Annotated in this window: 25 protein-coding genes; 8 read left to right on the top strand and 17 right to left on the bottom strand. The window is 64.0% G+C overall.

The genetic code is table 11. The annotated features are described in order from the left end of the window. Positions 1–149: 149 nt before the first annotated feature. Positions 150–1,064 carry a LysR substrate-binding domain-containing protein gene (locus ACK4TE_RS01005; protein ID WP_409909600.1) on the top strand — a complete coding sequence of 305 codons (915 nt, stop codon included), beginning with the start codon at positions 150–152 and terminating at the stop codon, positions 1,062–1,064. Between the two features lie 8 nt (positions 1,065–1,072). Here ACK4TE_RS01005 and ACK4TE_RS01000 read toward each other — a convergent pair whose 3' ends face one another. From ACK4TE_RS01000 to ACK4TE_RS00985, 4 genes are all read right to left on the bottom strand, one after another. Beyond that, on the bottom strand, positions 1,073–2,302 hold the full coding sequence (locus ACK4TE_RS01000) for an RNA polymerase sigma factor (protein ID WP_409909599.1): 1,230 nt from the start codon (positions 2,300–2,302) through the stop codon (positions 1,073–1,075). After that, positions 2,303–2,662, bottom strand: coding sequence for a YciI family protein (locus tag ACK4TE_RS00995; protein ID WP_409909598.1), 360 nt, complete (start codon positions 2,660–2,662; stop codon positions 2,303–2,305). Between the two features lie 28 nt (positions 2,663–2,690). Then, positions 2,691–3,074: a hypothetical protein gene (locus ACK4TE_RS00990; protein ID WP_409909597.1), complete on the bottom strand. Its 384-nt coding sequence runs from the start codon at positions 3,072–3,074 to the stop codon at positions 2,691–2,693. Positions 3,075–3,163: 89 nt separating this feature from the next. Continuing rightward, complete coding sequence (locus ACK4TE_RS00985) at positions 3,164–4,000, bottom strand: prephenate dehydratase (protein ID WP_409909596.1); 837 nt, start codon at positions 3,998–4,000, stop codon at positions 3,164–3,166. Positions 4,001–4,165: 165 nt separating this feature from the next. Here ACK4TE_RS00985 and ACK4TE_RS00980 point away from each other — a divergent pair, with 165 nt between their 5' ends. Then, positions 4,166–4,891 carry a c-type cytochrome gene (locus tag ACK4TE_RS00980; RefSeq protein WP_409909595.1) on the top strand — a complete coding sequence of 242 codons (726 nt, stop codon included), beginning with the start codon at positions 4,166–4,168 and terminating at the stop codon, positions 4,889–4,891. 58 nt (positions 4,892–4,949) lie between these two features. Here ACK4TE_RS00980 and ACK4TE_RS00975 read toward each other — a convergent pair whose 3' ends face one another. Genes ACK4TE_RS00975 through ACK4TE_RS00960 form a run of 4 tightly spaced genes read right to left on the bottom strand, consistent with a single transcriptional unit; the run spans position 4,950 to position 7,326 of the window. Next, positions 4,950–5,396 (bottom strand): hypothetical protein, encoded by a 447-nt coding sequence (locus tag ACK4TE_RS00975; RefSeq protein WP_409909594.1) that lies wholly within the window; start codon positions 5,394–5,396, stop codon positions 4,950–4,952. 8 nt (positions 5,397–5,404) lie between these two features. Beyond that, positions 5,405–6,049 carry a GNAT family N-acetyltransferase gene (locus tag ACK4TE_RS00970; protein ID WP_409909593.1) on the bottom strand — a complete coding sequence of 215 codons (645 nt, stop codon included), beginning with the start codon at positions 6,047–6,049 and terminating at the stop codon, positions 5,405–5,407. An 18-nt stretch (positions 6,050–6,067) separates the two neighbouring features. Beyond that, positions 6,068–6,919 (bottom strand): C40 family peptidase, encoded by an 852-nt coding sequence (locus tag ACK4TE_RS00965; protein WP_409909592.1) that lies wholly within the window; start codon positions 6,917–6,919, stop codon positions 6,068–6,070. Between the two features lie 23 nt (positions 6,920–6,942). Further along, positions 6,943–7,326 carry a MarR family transcriptional regulator gene (locus ACK4TE_RS00960; RefSeq protein ID WP_409909591.1) on the bottom strand — a complete coding sequence of 128 codons (384 nt, stop codon included), beginning with the start codon at positions 7,324–7,326 and terminating at the stop codon, positions 6,943–6,945. Between the two features lie 240 nt (positions 7,327–7,566). Between ACK4TE_RS00960 and ACK4TE_RS00955 the strand changes: the two genes are divergently transcribed. Together ACK4TE_RS00955 and ACK4TE_RS00950 are read left to right on the top strand one after the other, a co-directional pair. Continuing rightward, on the top strand, positions 7,567–7,938 hold the full coding sequence (locus tag ACK4TE_RS00955; RefSeq protein ID WP_409909590.1) for a transcriptional repressor: 372 nt from the start codon (positions 7,567–7,569) through the stop codon (positions 7,936–7,938). Further along, complete coding sequence (locus ACK4TE_RS00950) at positions 7,935–8,858, top strand: thioesterase family protein (protein WP_409909589.1); 924 nt, start codon at positions 7,935–7,937, stop codon at positions 8,856–8,858. Before ACK4TE_RS00955 ends, ACK4TE_RS00950 begins: the two co-directional genes overlap by 4 nt. Positions 8,859–8,861: 3 nt before the next feature. Here the strand turns inward: ACK4TE_RS00950 and ACK4TE_RS00945 are convergent, their stop codons facing one another. Then, entirely contained in the window at positions 8,862–10,055 is a 1,194-nt protein-coding gene (locus tag ACK4TE_RS00945; protein ID WP_409909588.1) for an amino acid aminotransferase, read from the bottom strand. 142 nt (positions 10,056–10,197) lie between these two features. Between ACK4TE_RS00945 and ACK4TE_RS00940 the strand changes: the two genes are divergently transcribed. After that, positions 10,198–10,485, top strand: a complete 288-nt coding sequence (locus ACK4TE_RS00940; protein WP_409909587.1) for a DUF1330 domain-containing protein — start codon at positions 10,198–10,200, stop codon at positions 10,483–10,485. 144 nt (positions 10,486–10,629) lie between these two features. Here ACK4TE_RS00940 and ACK4TE_RS00935 read toward each other — a convergent pair whose 3' ends face one another. The 6 genes from ACK4TE_RS00935 to hppD all read right to left on the bottom strand — a co-directional run bounded on the left by ACK4TE_RS00935 (position 10,630) and on the right by hppD (position 15,601). Beyond that, positions 10,630–11,256 carry a CoA transferase subunit B gene (locus ACK4TE_RS00935; RefSeq protein WP_409909586.1) on the bottom strand — a complete coding sequence of 209 codons (627 nt, stop codon included), beginning with the start codon at positions 11,254–11,256 and terminating at the stop codon, positions 10,630–10,632. Between the two features lie 9 nt (positions 11,257–11,265). Further along, on the bottom strand, positions 11,266–11,952 hold the full coding sequence (locus tag ACK4TE_RS00930; RefSeq protein ID WP_409909585.1) for a hypothetical protein: 687 nt from the start codon (positions 11,950–11,952) through the stop codon (positions 11,266–11,268). 32 nt (positions 11,953–11,984) lie between these two features. Then, positions 11,985–12,692 (bottom strand): CoA transferase subunit A, encoded by a 708-nt coding sequence (locus ACK4TE_RS00925; protein WP_409909584.1) that lies wholly within the window; start codon positions 12,690–12,692, stop codon positions 11,985–11,987. Positions 12,693–12,798: 106 nt separating this feature from the next. Then, positions 12,799–13,809, bottom strand: coding sequence for a fumarylacetoacetate hydrolase family protein (locus ACK4TE_RS00920; RefSeq protein WP_409909583.1), 1,011 nt, complete (start codon positions 13,807–13,809; stop codon positions 12,799–12,801). 140 nt (positions 13,810–13,949) lie between these two features. Then, positions 13,950–14,501 (bottom strand): VOC family protein, encoded by a 552-nt coding sequence (locus ACK4TE_RS00915; protein WP_409909582.1) that lies wholly within the window; start codon positions 14,499–14,501, stop codon positions 13,950–13,952. Next, on the bottom strand, positions 14,501–15,601 hold the full coding sequence (gene hppD, locus ACK4TE_RS00910; RefSeq protein WP_409909581.1) for a 4-hydroxyphenylpyruvate dioxygenase: 1,101 nt from the start codon (positions 15,599–15,601) through the stop codon (positions 14,501–14,503). Before hppD ends, ACK4TE_RS00915 begins: the two co-directional genes overlap by 1 nt. 91 nt (positions 15,602–15,692) lie before the next feature. Here hppD and ACK4TE_RS00905 point away from each other — a divergent pair, with 91 nt between their 5' ends. Beyond that, positions 15,693–16,160: a MarR family winged helix-turn-helix transcriptional regulator gene (locus tag ACK4TE_RS00905; protein WP_409909580.1), complete on the top strand. Its 468-nt coding sequence runs from the start codon at positions 15,693–15,695 to the stop codon at positions 16,158–16,160. A gap of 3 nt (positions 16,161–16,163) precedes the next feature. Here the strand turns inward: ACK4TE_RS00905 and ACK4TE_RS00900 are convergent, their stop codons facing one another. Next, entirely contained in the window at positions 16,164–17,138 is a 975-nt protein-coding gene (locus tag ACK4TE_RS00900) for an alpha/beta fold hydrolase (RefSeq protein ID WP_409909579.1), read from the bottom strand. Continuing rightward, entirely contained in the window at positions 17,138–17,863 is a 726-nt protein-coding gene (locus tag ACK4TE_RS00895) for a DUF4197 domain-containing protein (protein WP_409909578.1), read from the bottom strand. Before ACK4TE_RS00895 ends, ACK4TE_RS00900 begins: the two co-directional genes overlap by 1 nt. 197 nt (positions 17,864–18,060) lie before the next feature. Here ACK4TE_RS00895 and ACK4TE_RS00890 point away from each other — a divergent pair, with 197 nt between their 5' ends. Together ACK4TE_RS00890 and ACK4TE_RS00885 are read left to right on the top strand one after the other, a co-directional pair. Further along, positions 18,061–18,426, top strand: a complete 366-nt coding sequence (locus ACK4TE_RS00890; protein WP_409909577.1) for a BlaI/MecI/CopY family transcriptional regulator — start codon at positions 18,061–18,063, stop codon at positions 18,424–18,426. After that, the coding region (locus tag ACK4TE_RS00885) for a M56 family metallopeptidase (protein WP_409909576.1) at positions 18,423–20,012 on the top strand (1,590 nt) is incomplete at its 3' end. The genes ACK4TE_RS00890 and ACK4TE_RS00885, both read left to right, overlap by 4 nt.

Here is a 20,012-nt window from a genome sequence, read left to right as displayed (position 1 = left end):
GCTATAGGCGCCCATGCCATGACTGACCGGATTGCCTCAAAGCACGCTCCCGTGATCCGGAATCACGGCTGCGTGAGGCCGTTGCCCCCCTCGCAGAAATTCAGCGCATAGCCTATGTTTCATGCGGCAATCGCATGAGGTGGAATGTCTTGGACCGGATTGATGCAATGCGCCTGTTCATCCGTGTTGCGGATGCGGGCAGCTTCTCGCGCGCGGCGGCGGATCTTGAGCTTGGCCAGCCGACTGTCTCGCGCCGCGTGCAGGATCTGGAGGCGGCGCTGGGCACCACCCTCTTCCAGCGCACCACGCGCGCGCTGAGCCTCACTGAAGCCGGCGAGCGCTTCTACCGGCGCGCCGCCGACATCCTCGCCGAGTTTGACGAAGCCGAAGCCGAAGCGCGCGGACTGGAGCATGCGCCGGTCGGCCTGCTGCGCATTTCCTGCTCTCATTCTTTCGCGCGCCGCGTGATCGCCCCGGCGGTGACGAACTTCCTGGCGCTTTGGCCGAACATCCGTGTCGATCTCATCTCGGATGATGCGCTGACGGATCTTGTCGCCGAAGGGGTCGACATCGCCTTCCGGCTCGGGGAGCTGCGCGACTCTCGGCTGATGGCGAAGAAAGTCGGTGAGGCCTCGCAGGTGTTGTGGGCGGCGCAGTCCTATCTCGACCGGCGCGGCACACCGAAGCACCCCTCAGACCTCAGCCAGCACGATGCCGTGGTCTTCCGTCATTCGCGCCAGACGGTTTGGGACCTCACCAAGGGCAACGAGCATTTCGAAGCGCGTGTCGATGGCCCCTTCCGCGCCTCCTCCGGCGAAACGCTTCTGGAAGCGGCTGCCGGCGGGCTCGGCCTGTTCCTTGCGCCGGCCTGGCTCGCTTCGGAATGCACCGGCGAAATCCGTCTCGTCCGTGTGCTGCCGGACTGGCAGGGACCGAGCCTGCCGATCCATGCGGTGTGGAGTTCGGGCAAGCTGCGCGGCAAGGCGAAGCTGTTTGTCGATCATGTCGAGCCGGCAATCACTGCCGCGTGCGGACTGACGCGGCTGGAAACCGCGCGGCGCTAGGGCTGATCCTATTCCGGCTTGATCAGCCGAGATGTCAGGAACGCGATCAGCGCCGGATCGCGCGTCAGGGAGATGGCCTTTGCATGTGCCTGCGCCGCTTCGTTCAGGCGCCCCGCAGCTTGCAGCAGATGGAAACGCGCCGCCCAGTAGGGATGGTACGTCTCGACTCGCGCTTCCGGAATCTCGCCAAGGCGCGCAAGTCCTTCTTCGGCGGACCGGTGCTCGCCATACGCCGCCGCCCGCGCGACAGCTGCGCCGATCGCCGGTGACTGGCGCACCAGCACATCATACAGCATCAGCAGAGCCGAGGCCGGTACGTTGCCCTGCATGACCGACTGGTTGTGCAGGGACTGGATGGCAGCCTCGGTCTGGAAGCGTCCCGGCCTCGAGAGCATGGCCGCTGACCGCAGGCACGCCTCTGCCTCCGCGATCAGCGCGGCGTTCCACAGACCTACATCCTGATCTTTGAGCGGAATATAGGCGCCGGCGTGCCCGCGCCGCGCGGGTGCGCGCGCTTCACTGGCCAGCATCAGCGCGAGCAGGCCCTTCGCCTCGGGCTCCTGCGGCAGCAACATGACTACCAGCCGCGCGAGAAAGATCGCTTCCTCCGTCAGCCGCTCGTCTGCTGCGGCCTCGCCCGGCACATCGTCCCAGCCGAGCGTGTAGGCGGCATAGATCGCGGCAAGCACATCTTCGAGCCGCTCCTGCAGCGCGGACGTGTCCGGTACTTCGAAGGCGACGCCCGCATCGCGGATCTTCGCTTTGGCGCGTACGAGCCGCTGAGACATGGCCGGTGCCTCGACGAGGAAGGCCCGGGCGATGCGCGCGGCGTCGAGACCGAGGATGGTCTGCAAGATCAGCGGCGTGCGGACAGTCTCGTCGATGGCCGGATGCGCGCAGACGAACATCAGCTTCAGGCGTTCGTCTGGAAACTCGGGTGTGGTCCGGCTTTGCATGGCTTCATAAACCTGTTCAAGCGCGGGCGCGGCGGAGTCGCGCACGCCCTGGTGGCGGCGGGCATGGCCGGCAGCGCGCCGCGCGGCTGTCAGCAGCCAGGCCTCGGGACGATCCGGCACACCGCGTTCTGGCCAGACGCGCAGCGCTTCGGCGAACGCATCTGCAAGGGCATCTTCGGCGGCGGCGATGTCGCGGGTCGAGCGCGCGATGAGAGACAGGAGACGCCCATAGCTGCGGCGGGCCGCGGCTTCGGCAGCATGGCGGGCGTCTCCCTCACTCATTCAGCGGACCGGCGGCGGCAGCACGGGGCGCACTTCCACAGAGCCATACTCTGCAGACGGCGACTTCGCGGCCCAGGCGAGCGCTGCATCGAGGTTGGGGACTTCGATCACGACATAGCCGCCAAGCTGTTCCTTGACGTCGGCATACGGGCCGTCCTGCACATCGCGCTTGCCGTTCCGGATACGGACGGTCGTGGCGGTGTGCGGCGGATGCAGCCCGTCGCCATTGACCATGATGCCGGCCTGGGCAATCGCGCCCATATAGGCCGTCCACGCGCCCCAATAGGCAGGCGCCTCGGCAGGGTCCTCGCGCTTGGCGAAGGCTTCTGTGGGTTCGGTGAAGATCAGCATGTATTGCATGGTTCGTGTTCCTTAACTGGGTTGCGGACTATTGCGGGGCCATCATGCCGGGCGTCGGCAGATGTTCGAGGATGACGGTCTTGCCGCCGCGTTTCGAGGATGGCGCCTCCGCTGCATAGGCTTCGGCAGTTGCGCGCGAAGCGGTCTCGATCTGGAAATAGCCCCCGAGAACGAGTTCGCCAGTGCCGGTCTCGCCGGGGATCAGGGGCGCCCCGCCGCGCGCGACGCCGTCGCGGCCCAGCCGCGCGCCGAACTCGGCATAGGCGGCCCAGTAAGCCGCGCCGTCCGTGCCCGCATCGGTGCGCAGGGCGATGTCGGCCGGGGTCTCATAGATAAAGAGTGTATAGGTCTCGGCGCTGGCCGGCAGGGCCGCAAGCGCAAGAGCGGCAAGGGCCGGGAGGAAACGGGTCATTCTTGGCTCCATCAAAACGGCAGGAGGAGTCCTGCCTGCAATGATGAGCCGCGAGGTCTGCCGGTTTCGACAATCGCCGCGAAAAAAATTCAAAGCCGGGCGTTTACCGTCTTGGGGAACACGCCGAGGATTTTCAGGGACTGCGAAAAGAAGCCGAGTTCCTCCAGCGCAAGCTGCACCGGGCGCTCGTCCGGGTGGCCTTCGATCTCGGCATAGAATTGCGACGCTTCGAACGAGCCACCGACGAGATAGCTCTCGAGCTTCGTCATGTTGACGCCGTTGGTGGCAAAGCCGCCAAGCGCTTTGTAGAGAGCGGCCGGTATGTTGCGCACCTCGAACAGGAAGGCTGTCTTCGCCGGCCCCTCGCCCGCATCGATATCGGCCGGCTCGCGCGACATGATGACGAAGCGCGTGGTGTTGTGGATTGCGTCCTCGATATTCTCCGCGAGAATTTCGAGACCGTACACTTCAGCCGCCAGGCGCGGCGCGATGGCAGCGACGGATTTGTCCTTCAGCTCCGACACCTCGCGTGCGGCCCCGGCCGTGTCAGCAGCGGTAACCGGATCAATGCCATGCTTGCGCAGGAAGTTGCGGCACTGGCCGAGCCCCATGATGTGGGAGCGCGCCTTCTTCACGTCGGACAGGTTCGTCCCCGGCAGGGCCATCAGCTGGAAGCGGATCGGCAGGTAATATTCGCCGGTGATGTGCAGCTGGGTGGTGGGCAGGAGGTAATGAATGTCGCCGACCCGGCCGGCGATGGTGTTTTCGACCGGGATCATGGCCAAGGCCGCCTCGCCCCGCTCCACGGCAGAGAAACAGTCTTCGAAGGTCCGGCACGCCATCGGCTCATGGCCCGGAAAGGCCTCGCCACAGGCAATGTGCGAGTTCGCGCCGGGCTCGCCCTGATAGGCTATTTTAAGCGTCATTCCGGAAATCCCTGCCAGCTGACCTCCGGGAGCATGCGTCTGATCGCCGCGACACCGGGGGGCAGCGCCTCTCTGAGGCACCGTTTATATTGTGCGCACCCGGTTAGCGTGCCAAAAGGCGCCCGCCAAGACGCAAAAACGCGATAGATTCGAAGGATTGCCCCCATGGGAGAACTCGGTCTCAACAAGATCTTCGGCGCCCTGCTGGCCACGGCGCTCGGCCTGATGGCGCTGATGCAGCTGCCGGCCCTGGTGTTCGGCGATTCCGGCGCCCATCACGGCGACGACCACGGCGCAGAACAGACGCTTAGCGAAAAGATGTGTTCGCAGTTCCATTACTGTGTCGAGATCGCCGAAGCGGCCTCGGCAGACGCTGCCGAAGAGGTGTTCGACCTCGGCGCGGCCCTCGCCATCGCTGATCTGAGCCGCGGCGAGCGCCTGTTCGCCGGCCAGTGCGCCACCTGCCACACGATCGCCCCCGGCGGCGCCAATGGCACCGGCCCGAACCTTCACAACACGGTCGGCGCCAGCAAGGCCCATATCGCGGGCTTCAACTATTCTGCCGCGATGAACGCCGCGGAAGGCGAGTGGTCCTACGAGAACCTCGATGCCTGGCTGAAGGCACCGGCGAGCTATATCCGCGGCACCTCGATGTCCTTTGCCGGCGTGAAGCGCGACCAGGACCGCGCCAACGTCATCGCCTATCTCGCCGCCAACACCGAGAACGCCCTGGCCTTCCCGGAACCGCGTGCCGCTGCTGAAGGCGAAGCTGTTCCGGCTGACGCAGCTGCCGAACCGGCAGAAGGCGAAGGCGCAACCGAAGCCACCGATATCGCGCTGCCTCCGGCAGAGGGCGAAGTCGCCCCGGCTGAGGAAGTTGAACCGACCTGATCCGGGCATACCGGCAAAACGCAAAACCCCCGGCTCCGGCCGGGGGTTTTTGTTTGGGTCAGCAATAGCGTTTCCATTTTTCCGCTTCGAGGAAGGTGATGAACTCCTTCTTGAACCGGCCCTTGTTGGTGCCCTCGCGCAGCCAGTCCCCATGCAAGGTATATTCATGCCGGATGATCGGATACCAGGTGCGGCAGAGATAGTCGTTACCGGGCACGCGGTCATAGATGGTCTCGAGGAAATTGAACATCAGGAAGGCATATACGCCGTAGGCGGACGGATTGCCCCGCGCCTCCGCACTGTGCGGCTCGACCAGCCAGGGCCGGTCAATGCCGAGCTTGATGATGTCGAAATAGAGCTTGTCGAGTTCGGCATAGTGCGCGTTCTTCAGCGTCTGCGCGAAGCGGCGAAGCGAGACAATGCCTGCCACGAGCGTTGCGATGAACGCGATCGCGGTGAGAATGTCGCCCGCCGAGAGTTGATTGCTGAAACTGATGACGGGCATGGGGTCTCCTAGACCAGACGAATGCTGCGGCGATGGCCTTCGAACATCCGGTCAAGGCGCGGATCGGACGGGTCGCATTTGTAGACGTTGACGTAGATGTCCTGCAGCGCGCGGCGCAGGCGCGACGTGTCGACGGTGTTGCCGCGCGCGCCGAGCACCAGCAGGCTCATGCGCGGCGGCGGGCCATAATTCTCGAGCGGAAGGATATAGTTGAACCCCTCCGCCTCCAGGCAGCCGAGGCGGCGATAGAACTGCTTGCGGCTGAGCCGTATGCGCTTTTCCTTTTCGCTGATCCTGTCATTCTCGGAATCGACTTCGATCAGCAGGAGCATACGCGGATCGGTGCGGCTCGCCTCGAAGGCGGCGCGGAAAAGCTGCGAGCCGAGGCCCTTGCCCTGCAGCCCGGGCGAGATCGCGAGATATTCCAGCAGCAGCACCTGCTCTGCCTCTGAGGTATAGAGGATGGCGATGCCCGCGATCTCGCCCTCATACTCGAATGCCCAATATCGGAATCCCGGATGTTTCAGGCCCGCGACGATCTGGGCGCGGGTTTTCTGCTCTCCGCGCGGGATGGCGGTTTCGTAGATTGCGTAAGCCTCGCGGAAGGCGCGGGTGCGGGAACTGGTGAGCGGGAGAACGCGGATGGAGGTCATGGCGCGCATGTTGCCACGTTAGTCAGCGGTCATCCACTCCGGCATCACCCCGCGCGACCTGGCGATGTTCACGCGTCGCACGCAGGTCACCTCGCCCGCGATCTTGCGGATCCGGGAGATTGCCGCGCTCAGCGGCTCGCGGGCCACCGCCATGTGCCAGGCATTGGCATGCAGCAGTTCGTCCGGACGCGTGATGATGCCGACATGGCCTTCCCAGAAGATGAGGTCACCGCGCTTCAGCGCGCCGGGCGCCTGCCAGCGCTCCACTTCGTCTCCGGCCCAGGCGGCCTGCATATCGGAATCGCGCGGCAACAGCACGCCGCACGCTTCAAAGGCCTGCTGGGTGAGGCCGGAACAATCCAGCCCCGGCTCGCCGCGCCCGCCCCAGAGATAGGGCGCTTCGAGGAAACGCTCGGCGATGCCTGCCGGGTCTGCGCTGAACACATCCAGCCCGGCGAGATGGCGCTCATGCACCCAGCCGCTGCGCCCGCAATCGATCCACGCACCTTCGCGCTGGCCGGTCGCCGTCAGCAAGGCGCCGAGGGGCAGGAGCGACGGGTTCGGTGATTTGAGATCGGGCGCGCGGAAGCCGAGGGTGAGCAGCGCGCTGACCTTGTGCGTCGGGGCCATGACTGCGCGTGACAGCGCGGCCACCGGCACCCAGCCGGTATAGTGATCCCTCCGCGCGCGGACGAGTGCGAAGCCGCCCTCCTCACGGAACACATCGGCCACCTCGCCGCAGAGAAGCTGGGTGTCGAGCCGGGCGGCTTCCTGCGGCTGGTCGCGCAGCGGCGCGGCCGGCACGATGACCTGATGCGGGACATGCGCCCCTTCGGGGCGGGCAAGGCGTTTGTCGTTCAGGTCGGGCATGGGATGGCCCTCGGGGTGCGCACTCAGGCGGCGGCGCTGGACCGTTTGGCCGGAGACTTGCCACCCGTCTCCTCGCCCGAAGCCGCGGCCAGAATGAGGCGGGCAAAGGCGCGCAGATAGGTCATGCCCGCAGGCGTGCGTTCGATGAAGATCGAGCGAAGGTCTGAATCGTCCGGCAGGCGGCGGATGAAGTCCAGGCGCTCGAGCGCATCCAGTGCCCGGGTAATGGCAGGTTTCGCCACGCCGAGGTGTTCGGCAAGGCCGCGTACCGTGTGGGGGCCGGGCATCAGGGCAACGCTCATCAGCACGGCCTGCTGGCGGGCCGTCAGGTCCGGCGCGTCCGAGCGCACCGAGGCGGTGACCGCCTTGCGCCAGAGTTCGAGCCCTTCCCGTTCCGATAACTGCATTGCCTGTTTCTCCGCCTTCACGCCAGAATCGCGCGCTAGGTGAATCTCAAGTGATTTGCCCGGAGCGTCCAGACCTTCAGGCCCGCCTCTTCACATTCCGGGCAAAACACCCGAAATAGGGGAATGGCCCCCGCTCACCCCCCTAATACGCACGGGCACGCGAACACGCCGTGCAGCCCTGCGGACACCGACGCTTTCCTTACGGAAGCCGAAGCCCTTGTCGCGCGGCAAGGTCAGCGGATGACGCGGATCCGCCGCAAGGTGCTGCGCCTGCTGCTGGAAAGTGCGGGGCCTGCGAAGGCCTATGACCTGCTGGCCAATCTCGACGGCGAAGGCGCGGCCAAGCCGCCGACCATCTACCGCGCGCTCGATTTCCTTCAGGAGGCCGGCCTCGTTCACAAGATCGAGAGCCTCAACGCCTATGTCGCCTGCGGCCATACCAGTCACAGCCATTCGGCCGTGTTCCTGATCTGCGACCAGTGCCACTCCGCGGAGGAGCTGCACGCGGTGGCCACCAGCAATGCGCTAAAATCCGAAACGCGCGGCGCAGGGTTTCATATGACCCGCGCGGTGGTCGAAGTGCGCGGCACCTGCCGGAACTGTGCGGCATGATCCCGCTCTGGCAGGGCAGCTGCAATCAATGGGATTGCGACGAGATGGGGCACATGAATGTGCGCGTCTATGTCGAGAAACAACTGGAAGGCCTGGTGGCGCTCGCCCATGCGGCGGGCATGCCGAACGCATTCCGTCCGGATTCCCCTGCCACTATTCTTCCTGTGGATCAGCATATCCGCTTCGTGCGCGAAGTGCTTCCAGGCCGCCCGCTGTCGATGCGCGGCTGCGTCCTTGACGTCGGCACGCATGACGCGGTGATCTATCAGGAGCTGCGCCATTCGGATGGCAGCCTGTCGGCTTCATTCCGTACACGGATTATCCATGTCGACACAGCGGAAGGCACACCCTTCCCGTGGAGCAGCCGGCCTCGCGCGAAGCTGGAGGCGCTGAAGGGCGAAACGCCCGGCGAGGCAATGCCGCGGTCCATTGACCCGGATGCGCCTGGCATCGCCGTTCAGGACATCACCCTGGAGCGCGTGAAGAAAACGGGAGCGCCGTTGATCGGCATGGGCGCCGTCCCGCCGGAGCATTGCGGCGCGCATGGCTGGATGCAGCCCTACTGGGTGATCGGGCGCATTTCGGATTCGGTGCCGAACCTGCTGGCCGACTGGCGAAACCGTGTCGGACAGTCCGCAGGCGGACGGCGCATGGGCGCCGCCGTGCTCGAATACCGCATCCGCTACCATCGCCACCCGCAGGCCGGCGATGTGTTTGCCGCCTATACTTCGCTCGGCAAGGTTCAGGGCAAGACGCACGGCCTGGTGCACTGGTTCATGGACCCGCTGACGGGGGGGCCGTGGGCAACGTGCGAAGCGGTGGCCATTTCACTCGACCTCGACGCGCGCAAGGCCGTGGAAGCGCCGCCGGAAATGCTGGCGGAGCTGGAGCGGATTGCGCCACGAGGACTCAGTATCTGAGGCTTATCCCTTCAGATAAGGCGCCAGAATTTCCGCCAGTCTAGGGATATGATCCGGGTGCAGACCGGCGATGTTGATGCGGCCGGAAGTCGGCATATAGACGCCGTGCTTGTCACGCAGTTCCGCTGTTTGTGCGGCCGAGACAGGCAGCTGCGAGAACATGCCGTTTTGCAGGCGCAGCTGGGCGAGTTCGTTCGAGCCGGTCGCGGCGAGAAGGGCGTCCGAGAAAGATACGCGCAGGGATTTCATCCGCTCACGCATCGCCGTGAGTTCGGTTTCCCATTCGGCGCGCAGCTCCGCATCGCCGAGGATGGTGGCGACGATCCCCGCGCCGTGCGCAGGCGGCATTGACCAGGTGGCGCGGCCATTGTCGGCGACATGGGTGTAGGCGGCGTCGATGCCTTCGCGGCTCTCGCCCACGACAAGGAAGCAGCCGGTGCGTTCGCGGTAGAGACCGAAATTCTTGGAGCAGGAATAGGCGATCATCGCTTCGCCGGCCGCAGCGATGAAGGCGCGCACGCCTTTCATGTCTTCATCGAGACTATCCGCAAAGCCGTGATAGGCGACATCGATCATCGCGGCGAGCTTCTTGCCACGCACGAGTTCGCCCAGCTGTTTCCAGAAGCCGGCCGGGAAGTCGATGCCCGTCGGATTGTGGCAGGGGCCCTGGATGATGACACCGTCGCCCTCTTCCGCCTGAAGCAGGTCTTCCAGCATGCTTGTGGGCGAGAATACTCCGTTCACGGCATAATTGTATTCCTTCACCTCAAGGCCGAGCGACTTCACCACATTCGGATGGTTGGGCCAGGTCGGACGCGAAACCCAGACGCGGCGCGTGCCGGTCTTGCGCATCAGGCTGACGCCCTGGAACAGGGCGCCGCAACCGCCCGGCGCGGTGAACGAGATCACGCGGCCTTCCTTGCGGGCCGGATGGCCCTTTCCGAACACGAAATCCTCGGCATGACCGCAGAAATCCGTGTTGCCGCGCTGGCCTTCGTAAACTTTGGTATCCTGCGCCGCGATCATCTTCGCCTCGGCCTTTTTCACCGCGCTGAAAATCGGGGTAAGGCCGGCAAGGTCCTTGTACACGCCGACGCCCAGATCGAACTTCTCGCCGCGCGGATCGGCGCGGTAGGCCGCCATCAGGCCCAGCAGGGCATCAGGCGGCAGCGGGGTGAGACCATCGAACAGCGACATGCGGGAAGCTCCCTTTTCCTGCGCAGACCCCTACCCGCTTTCAGCCGCGCGCGGAACCCTTGCCGCCTGCGACGCAGCGTCAGGAATTGCGCGGCGCCTGCAGATGGCGGAGGCTTACGCCGCCAGTCACAGGGAGATAAACATGGCCGCTTTCGTAATCCTGATCCGCGAGAAGCTGCGCGACGGCGACGCCATGGCGCGCTATGCCGAAGCCGCCAAGAACGCGCGCGGTGACCACCAGATCACGCCGCTCGCCTTCTACGGCAAGCATGAAGTGACCGAAGGCGCGGACGCAGACGGTGTGGTGATCCTCAGCTTCCCGACAATGGCCGAAGCGAAAGCCTGGTATGACAGCCCGGCCTATACCGAAGCCAAGAAGCATCGCTTCCAGGCGGCCGACTACCGCGTGCTGTTTGTGGAAGGCGTGTAGGCGTTTCCAGCCACCCGCCAAACTTGCATGTCATCCCGGCGAAAGCCGGGACCCAGACTGACAGATTGCGCTCCCGGCTGACTGGATCCCGGCTTTCGCCGGGATGACACGGTGAGATAGCTGCAAAGTCTAGAAACGGCAGACCTAAACCAGCGTCGCTTCCGTCTTCGCCTTCACTTCGTCCAGCGTCACACCGGGGGCGAGTTCGACGAGTTTCAGCCCGCCGGGCACGACATCCAGCACGCAGAGATCGGTGATGATGCGGTTGACGACGCCCTTGCCGGTCAGCGGCAGGGTGCACTTCTTCAGCACCTTGGACTCGCCCGCTTTGTTGGCATGGTCCATCACGACAACGATCCGCTTCACGCCCGCAACAAGGTCCATCGCGCCGCCCATGCCTTTGACCAGCTTGCCGGGGATCATCCAGTTGGCGAGGTCGCCATTCTCCGCCACTTCCATCGCGCCGAGGATGGCGATGTTGATATGGCCGCCGCGGATCATGGCGAAGCTGGTGGCGCTGTCGAAGAAACTGGTGCGCGGCAGCGTAGTGATCGTCTGCTTGCCGGCATTGATCAGATCCGGGTCTTCCTCTCCCTCATACGGGAACGGACCCATGCCGAGCATTCCGTTCTCGGACTGTAGCGTCACGTCCATGCCTTCGGGGATGTGGTTGGCCACCATCGTCGGAATGCCGATGCCGAGGTTCACATAGTAACCGTCGTGCAGTTCCTTCGCGGCGCGGGCCGCCATGTCGTCGCGTGTCCAGGGCATGGGCTGATCCTATGGAGTGGTGTTGCTGGGCGGAGCAGGTGGCTGCGCGGAAGGGAGTGGAGGCGGATGCGCCGCCACGAACGTGGCCACGCAGTTTTCAAGCCGGGCTCGGATACGGGCGACGGCGTGCTCGTTGAACACGGTATGCCCCGCCGGCATTTCGGTTTCCGTCAGCGCGATGGTTCCCATCACCTTGTCGACAAGGTTTGCGGCCTTAGCCTGGAACTCCGGACCATACGGATCGTGAGCATGATCTGCCAGATCGATCAGCGCTTCGATCGACGCATCCTGCCGTGTGCGCAAGAGTGCGAGGAAGCCGGTCTTGTCCTTGCTGATATATTTCAGGTACTCGGCATCAAACCGGTCGATCATCTGCGCGAGGTAGAGCACGCTGTTGAACGGCTGTTTCGCGGCATTGTAAAACAGGTTGTCCCAGCCTTCGACCATCGCGTTCAGATCTTGTGAAATCGCCGTCGGCGCGCTGAAACAGTATTGCTCATACTCGGTCATGAACTGGTGGAAGCGCAGGTTGCCCTCGCGCCGTGTCGTCTGGCGCATCTGAAGCTGCGCGCCGATGGCCGAGGCAACAAAACCAACGATGATCGAGGCAAGGCCACCGGTCAGGAAGAGGTTCACAGAACTGACGGTCGCCTGCAGCGTTGCCAGCACGGCATTCAAACTCTCGAAACTGTCCATGACCCCTCCTCGTCAGATTCGCGCCGGATGCTTCAGAAGCTTCCCCGCTTGCGCGTGGTGCGTTGCTCGATGCGTTTCTCGAATGTGCCCTTCACGATCCGCTGCACGAAGATGCCTGGCAGGTGGATATGGTCGGGATCGATATCGCCCGTGGGCACGATCTCCTCGACTTCCGCCACGGTGATCTTGCCCGCCATCGCCATGGGCGGATTGAAGTTGCGCGCGGTCTTGTTGAAGACGAGGTTGCCCTGCGTATCCGCCTTCTCTGCCTTCACGATGGAGAGGTCAGCGACGAGGCCGGTTTCGAGGATGTACGTCTCGCCATTGAACTCGCGGTGTTCCTTCCCTTCGGCGACAATCGTGCCGACGCCGGTCTTGGTGTAGAAACCGGGAATGCCTGCCCCGCCTGCCCGGCAGCGCTCGGCCAGCGTGCCCTGCGGGTTGAACTCCAGCTCCAGCTCGCCGGAGAGATACTGGCGCTCGAATTCCTTGTTCTCGCCGACATAGGACGAGATCATCTTCTTGATCTGGCGCGTGCGCAGGAGGATGCCGAGGCCGAAATCATCGACGCCCGCATTGTTGGAAATCACGGTCAGATCCTTCGCGCCCGAATCGCGCAGCGCCAGGATCAGGTTTTCCGGAATGCCGCAGAGGCCGAAGCCGCCCGCCATCACCGTCATGCCATCAAAGGTGAGGCCCTCGAGAGCCTCCTTTGCCGATTTATAGACCTTGCTTGCCATCCGGCATGAGCTCCCTTGTCCTGCGCGCCGTCATCTCGTGATTAGCACAATCTGCGGCGCCTGCATGCCCTAACGCAATGCAGATTTCAACATCTGTTGAATAAGTTCAGACTGCCTCGACCGTCTGTTCGATCGCCCCGAAGATGGAATGGCCGCCCACATCCTGCATCTCGATGCGCACCGTGTCGCCGGGCTTCATGAAGGGCGTCTTCGCCGCGCCGCCCGTGATCGTCTCGATCATGCGGATTTCGGCGATGCAGGAATAGCCAAGCCCTCCTTCGCTGACCGGCTTGCCCGCGCCGCCATCGGCGCCTTTGTTCGACACTGTGCCCGAGCCGATGATCGATCCCGCACACAGCGCCCGCGTCTTCGCGGCATGGGCAACAAGGCGCGGCAGCGAGAAGGTCGCATCCACGCCCGCATTCGCCCGGCCGAAGGGCTGGCCATTGAGGTCCACGCGCAGCGGCAGGTGGACGAGGCCATCCTTCCAGGCGGGGCCCAGCTCATCCGGTGTCACCGCGACCGGGGAGAAGGCGCTGGCGGGTTTGGACTGGAAGAAGCCGAAACCCTTGGCGAGTTCGCCGGGAATCAGCCCGCGCAGCGACACGTCATTGCACAGCATCACAAGGCGGATTGCGGCAGCAGCTTCCGCTTCGCTCGCGCCCATCGGCACGTCATCGGTAATCACCGCGATTTCACCTTCCATGTCGCAGCCCCAGGCGACATCTTTAAGCGGGATCGCGTCGCGCGGACCAAGGAAGCCATCGCTGCCACCCTGATACATCAGCGGATCGGAATAGAAGCTCTCCGGCACCTTGTCGCCGCGCGCGGCGCGGACGAGCTCAACATGATTGATATAGGCCGAACCATCCGCCCACTGATAAGCGCGCGGCAAGGGGCTCATCGCGTCATGCTCGTGGAAGCGGAAGGTCGGCACCGAGCCGAGTTCCACCTGCTCCGCCAGCATCGCCAGCTCGCGGCCATAAATCTCCCACTTGTCGAGCGCCGCCTGCAGCGTCGGCGCAATGCGCGCCGCATCGGTGGCGCGGGTGAGGTCTTTCGAGACAACTACGAGCCGGCCATCGCGGGTGCCGTTCTTCAGGGTGGCGAGTTTCATCAGACGTTTCCCTATGTGTTCGTCATCCCGGGATTTGCGCAGCAAATGCCCGGGACCCAGTTTTGAGTTGGATGTACCTGTCTGGGTCCCGGACAATCGCTACGCGATTTCCGGGATGACGCAATCTCTGTGTTTGAAGATTACTTCGTCTCTTCCCTGATCTTCTCATGCAGCCAGGCCGCATGCCTCGGCGCCTTCTTCGTTGCGCTCCATTCTTCGATCATCGGTTCGGCAACAGACTTCAGCTGCGCCATCTGCTCCGGCGTGCCGATATCGGCGGCGAGTTCGAGGCGATGCCCGTTGGGATCAAAGAAATAGATCGACTTGAAGATGCCGTGATGGGTGGGCCCGAGCACATCGATACCCAGCGACTCCAGATGCGCTTTCGTCGCCATCAGTTCGTCCAGCGAGCCGATGCGGAAGGCGATATGCTGCACCCATTGCGGCGTGTTCGGGTCGCGGCCCATTTCGGGCTGCTCGGGCAACTCAAAGAAGGCGAGCACGTTGCCGTTCCCGGCATCGAGGAAGATGTGCATGTAGGGATCATAGGCGCCGGTCGAGGGCACATGGTCCTCGGCAATCGCCAGCTGGAACTCCATGCCGAGCGTCTTCTGGTAAAACTCCACCGTCTCCTTCGCATCCTTGCAGCGATAGGCGACATGGTGGACGCCGCGAAGTTTGGGCGCAGCCATTACACTTTCTCCTCAACGTTCAAGACACCGCGCTGAATCTGGTCGCGTTCCATGCTTTCGAAAAGGGCCTTGAAGTTGCCTTCGCCGAAGCCTTCGCGATAGTCGCCCTTGCGCTGGATGAATTCGAAGAAGACCGGGCCGATCTTCGGCTGTGCGAAAATCTGCAGCAAGAGGCGGGGCTGGCCGCCTTCGGTGGTGCCGTCGAGCAGCAGGCCGCGCGACTGCAGGCCGGCGACATCCTCGCCATGCCCCGGCAGTCGCCCATCGAGCATCTCGTAATAGGTGGCCGGCGGCGCCGTCATGAACGGCACGCCGAGCTTCTTCAGCCTGTCCCAGCAGGCATAAAGGTCGTCGCAGATCAGCGCGATATGTTGGATGCCCTCGCCATTGAACTCGCGCAGGAATTCCTCGATCTGGCCTCCGCCGCTCTTGCCTTCCTCGTTCAGCGGTATGCGGATCTTCCCGTCCGGCGCCGTCAGCGCCTTGGAGGTCAGGCCGGTATATTCGCCCTTGATGTCAAAATACCGGATTTCCTGGAAGTTGAAGAGCTTCTGATAGAAGTCCGCCCAGTACTTCATGCGCCCGCCATAGACGTTGTGCGTCAGGTGGTCGATCAGTTTGAAGCCCGCACCCACCGGATGCTTGTCCGCACCCGGAAGATAGTCGAAGTCGATGTCATAGATGGTCAGCTCGCCTGCGCCGGTGTCATACCGGTCGACGAGATAGATGATCGAATTGCCGATGCCGCGGATGCCGGGAATGTGCAGTTCCATCGGGCCGGTCTCGACCTGCACGGGCTCGGCGCCCTGTTCCAGCAGGTGCGCATAGGCCTTGCGCGCATCGCGGACGCGGAAGCCCATGCCGCAGGCCGAAGGGCCATGCTCGCGCGCGAAATACCAGGCGGCCGATTTCGGTTCGTAATTGGTGATCAGGTTGATGCCGCCCTGCCGCCACAGCTCGACATCCTTGGACCGGTGGCGGGCAATCTTCGAGAAGCCCATCGCCTCGAACACAGGCTCCAGAACGCCCTTCTCCGGGGCAGAGAACTCGATAAACTCGAAGCCATCGAGCCCGGCGGGGTTGTCGAAAAGGTCGGCCATGATCAAGGCTCCCATCTTGCAAGGTCGGAAAAGATAGTTTCATATGTAACTAAATTTGTCTCGCCCTGCAAGCGAGTCTGAAGGATGCCCCATGCCTGACACCCCCCGGCCCGCCGCCCTGCGCCTCGCCACCTTCCTGCCATTCCGGCTGTCGGTTCTGTCGAACGCCGTGTCGCAGCGGATTGCAGAGCTCTATGACCGCGAGTTCGGCCTCTCCGTCTGGCAATGGCGCGTGATGGCGGTCACCGCCGACACGCCCGGCATCAGCGCCACCGAAATCGGCCAGCGCACCCAGATGGACAAGGTCGCCGTCAGCCGCGCCGTCGCCGGCCTCATCGAGATGGGCTACCTGGAGCGCCGCCCTTCGGCAGAAGACGCCCGCCGCTCGCTGCTGTTCCTGACCGGGGCCGGTCGCGACGTGTACGAACTGATCGTGCCGCTCGCCTTGTCCGAAGAGGAAAGGCTGGTCACGACGCTCACCGCGAAAGAACAGGCGGAACTCGCACGGCTGATGGAGAAGCTCGCGCGGGTGGCGTCACCCGGACGTGAGTTGTGGTAGGGCCTACCCCACTCGCCGCCGGCGCTGACGCAGGTTGCGCGACACCGGCCCGTCTTCTTCCAGCGTGAAGCGTTCCACCAGCCGCGCAATGAATGCCGACAGCTGGTCGCGCACTTCATAGGGCGCCTCCATCGGCAGGAAATGCGAGGTGCCGCGGATCCCGCGCATCATCAGCGACGGGTTCTGCTGGATGATCTGGGCACGGACCTTATCCGAAATCACCGAATCCCGGTTCGGGCGCAGCACGACAATCGGAATCTTCTTTTTCCGCACTTTCGCCAGCGCCTTCCACGGTGCATGGCGCTGCGCGGAGAAGGTTTTCGCTTCCCATTTCGGTGTGCAGGTCAGTTTCCACTTCTGGTTCGCTTCATCCGAGCGCCCCGGATCTGCACGGTCGAGCCCGTCGAGCAGGTAATCCGCGAGGAAAGGCTCGCGCCAGGATTTGAAGGCTGCACGCCCGGTATAGGTGTCGAGCGCTTCACGGAAGGAAGAAAACTCCGCCCGCCGCTTGCGCGCCCGCGCCGCCATGCTGTTGCGCCGCAGCAACCAGTTCACTGGCGGGAAGACATGGTTCCAGAAATAGGTTGCGCGTGACAGGATCACGGGGTCGGCCAGTACCAGCCCCTTCACAAGGTCAGGCCGCTTGCCCGCTACCAGCAGCGCCACGCAGCCGCCCATCGAATGCCCGCCGAGCACCACGCCCTGCGGCGCTTCTTCCTCGAGGAAGGCGATCACGTCATCGCGGTACTTGTTCCAGGAGGACAGCCCCTTTGCCGGCAGCGTTGTGCGGCCATGCCCGCGCATATCCAGCGCCGCCACCCGCGCCCGAAGCCCGAGCGGCGCCAGCATCGACTGATAGGTCATCGCGTTGAAACCGGTCGCATGGAGCCACACCGCCGCATAGGGCTTGATCGGATCGCCGAACTCGATGCCGGCAATCTCACCGCCCGTCTTCAGATGTTCCCGGAAACGCCGCATCAGACAGAAGCCCCGAAAACTTTACGGAGCAGGTCAGTCGTGCGTGCCAATGGATTCTCCCGGATCTTGCGCTCCTCTTCGGCCACATAGAAGAAGATGCCGTCAAGCCCGAGCTTTACCGCATGCGACGTCAAGTCCGCCTGCAAGCTGGACGTTGCCCCGCCGAGGCCCGCGCTGCTCGCATAGGATTCGAGCGCCGTGAACGCCCCCGAACTTGCCAGCGCGCTGCGCACATGCGGGGTGAACGCCGATGTCAGCTGCGATTCCGTCCGGGCACGGAGAAAATCGGTCGCCGCCGTGTTTCCGCCCCGGAGGATGCCGAGCGCATCCTCGATCGTCATCGAGCGGACCGCGCCGACGATCAGCGTGCGCGCTTCCGGCACCGAGGCTTCCGCGGCGCGGTTGATGCGCAGCTCGATATCATCCAGCGGACCGGAGGCGCCGATCAGGGCGAGGTTCTTCTGAACGTCCCGGTAGGTCTTCGGCAGCGGAATGCGGATCTTCGGATCGCCGAAATAGCCATTGGGGCGTCCGAGCTGCCCGGCCACATTGGCGGTGCCAAGGGTCAGCGCCTCGCGCAGGCCGGCATCGATTTCCGCGGCCGTGAGCGGGCCGGAAGATTGCGGCAGGACGATCCCGCCCAGAACCCCGCCATATGGCCCCGCCGTCTCGCACCCTGCCGGCACCAGAGCCAGGAACAACGCAGCAAGCAGGCCGGGTTTCATTCGCAATTCCCCTCACCGGCGATACCGGCTTTAACTATACACGCGCCGGACACTACAGGACGGATTCCTGGATTTGAAGGGCGCATTCGCCCCTCGCGCTGCGGAAGCTGCGGCTTACGCCGAATTCATGATCGGCCTATTGACCACATGCGTAGTCACATATAGACGACGTCTGTAGTCATTAGAGGAGGTGGCGTGTGACGCAGATTTCCGCATCCGAACTGGAAGTGATGGAGGTGCTCTGGGCAAAGCCCGGCCTCGCTGCCAGTGATGTGCACGAAACGCTCGGCGACGAGCGCGACTGGAACATCCGCACGGTCAAGACCTTCCTCTCCCGCCTCGTGGAGAAGGGCGCGCTGAAAACCGTCGAGGACGGCCGGCGCTATCTCTATTTCCCCGTGCTCGACGAAGCCGAGTACAAGGCGGAAGCCGCCACCCAGTTCATTGACCGCGTCTTCTCTGGCCGCGCTGCGCCGCTCGTCGCCCACCTCGCCGACTCGCGCGGGCTGACAAAGGAAGACATCGCCGAACTCGAGAAGCTCCTGGGGGAACTCAAGAAATGATCCACGCCATTCTCAACGGCGACCTTGGCCACGCGCTGGAAACGCTGTTCGCCGTCTCGATCCTGATCCTCGTTGTCCTGATGCTGCGCCGCGCGGTCTCCCGCCAGTTCGGCGCCGGTGTCGTCTACCTGCTCTGGGCGATCCCGGTGGCGCGCTTCTTCCTTCCCCCGCTGCCCTCGCCGGTCTCTATCCTCAATCTCGAACTCGGCGCGCTGGGTCCTGCTGCCGAGCCTGTGGTGACGGGCGCTGTCGATACCGCAGCCGCGCCGCACACAGCCGCCCTCGATGTGCCTGCGCATGGCGGGGAGTGGGCTTCCCCCGCCGCCGCAAGCGAGCCGGGTCTTCTGAGCACAGCAGCCTCCCTGACGGATGACCTCCTCGCCATCGGCCTGATCGCATTCATCGCCGCCTGGGCGGCCGGTGCGCTGTTCTTCGCCGCGCGCAGCATCCTGGCGCATGTCAGCTTCATGCACCTCGTCGACCGCGAAGCTATGCCGATCTCTGCCCGCATGCAGGACCTCGCCGTGCGTATCGCGGCCGAAGCCGGCCTGAAGCGCACGCCGCGCATTGTCGCGAGCCTTATCTCCCGCGGTCCCTTTGTGACCGGACTGTTCCGCCCCGTGATCGTCATGCCTGCCTGGTTCGAGGATGACTACACGCCGGCTGAAGCCCGCGCCGCACTTGCGCATGAATTCATGCATGTGCGCCGCGGCGACCTCTGGGCCTTGCAGGCATCTGAACTCTTCGTGGCGGCGATGTGGTTCAATCCTCTGGCCTATATTGCCCGCAATGCTTTCCGGACTGACCAGGAAGCCGCGTGCGACGCCGATGTGCTCGCCCGCTGCCAGACCAGTCCGCATGCTTACGGGTCCACCCTGGTCAAGGCAGCGAAACTGCACCTGCCGGAACCGGCCTATGCCGCCGGCCGTCTGCCCCTGACCCATGCCCTCAAGGAAAGACTGACCCGCATGACCTACCCCGCCCCCTCGTCCCAGCGCCGCATGATCGGCTTTGGTGCAGCCTTGCTGTTCGGCGTCTCGACCCTCGCGGTCACCGCCTCGGTCGCCGCTGCGGCCGAACCGAAAGATAAGGACAAGAAAGAAATCCGTATCGAGAGCAACACGCTCTGGATCGACGGTGAAGCCTCTGACCGCCAGATCGTGATGCTGTCCGATCCGATGGCAAAGGTTATCCCGCACCCGCCGATGCCGTTGGAAGTGGAGGAGCTGCAGCGCCAGATCGATGCAGACGTTGCCGAACTCACCGGCCCGGAGATGATGGGCGTGTTCATGAGCTTTGCCGAAGGTGAGGACTACGCCGAGATCACCCGGATATCGACCGAACTCGCACTGATGGGCGCAGAGCTTGGCGCACTTGGCGCCAGCGAGGCCCTGCGCGTCAACTTCGAGACCATGTCGGAAGAAGAAATCGAAGCCTGGGAGCAGGAATTCGAGGCCCGCATGGAAGCAAAAGCTGCTGCCATCGAAGCGCGCGCCGCCGATATGGAAAAGCGGATGGCGAAGCACACGATCAAGATCGACGCCCGCGCGGAAGCGGAAGTCGAAAAGAAAATGGCGGTGATCGAG

It is taken from the genome of Hyphomonas sp. (genome assembly GCF_046313975.1).
GTDB lineage: Bacteria > Pseudomonadota > Alphaproteobacteria > Caulobacterales > Hyphomonadaceae > Hyphomonas.
Note: the sequence above shows the minus strand (reverse complement) of the source record. Positions and strands in the feature narration are given on the sequence as shown.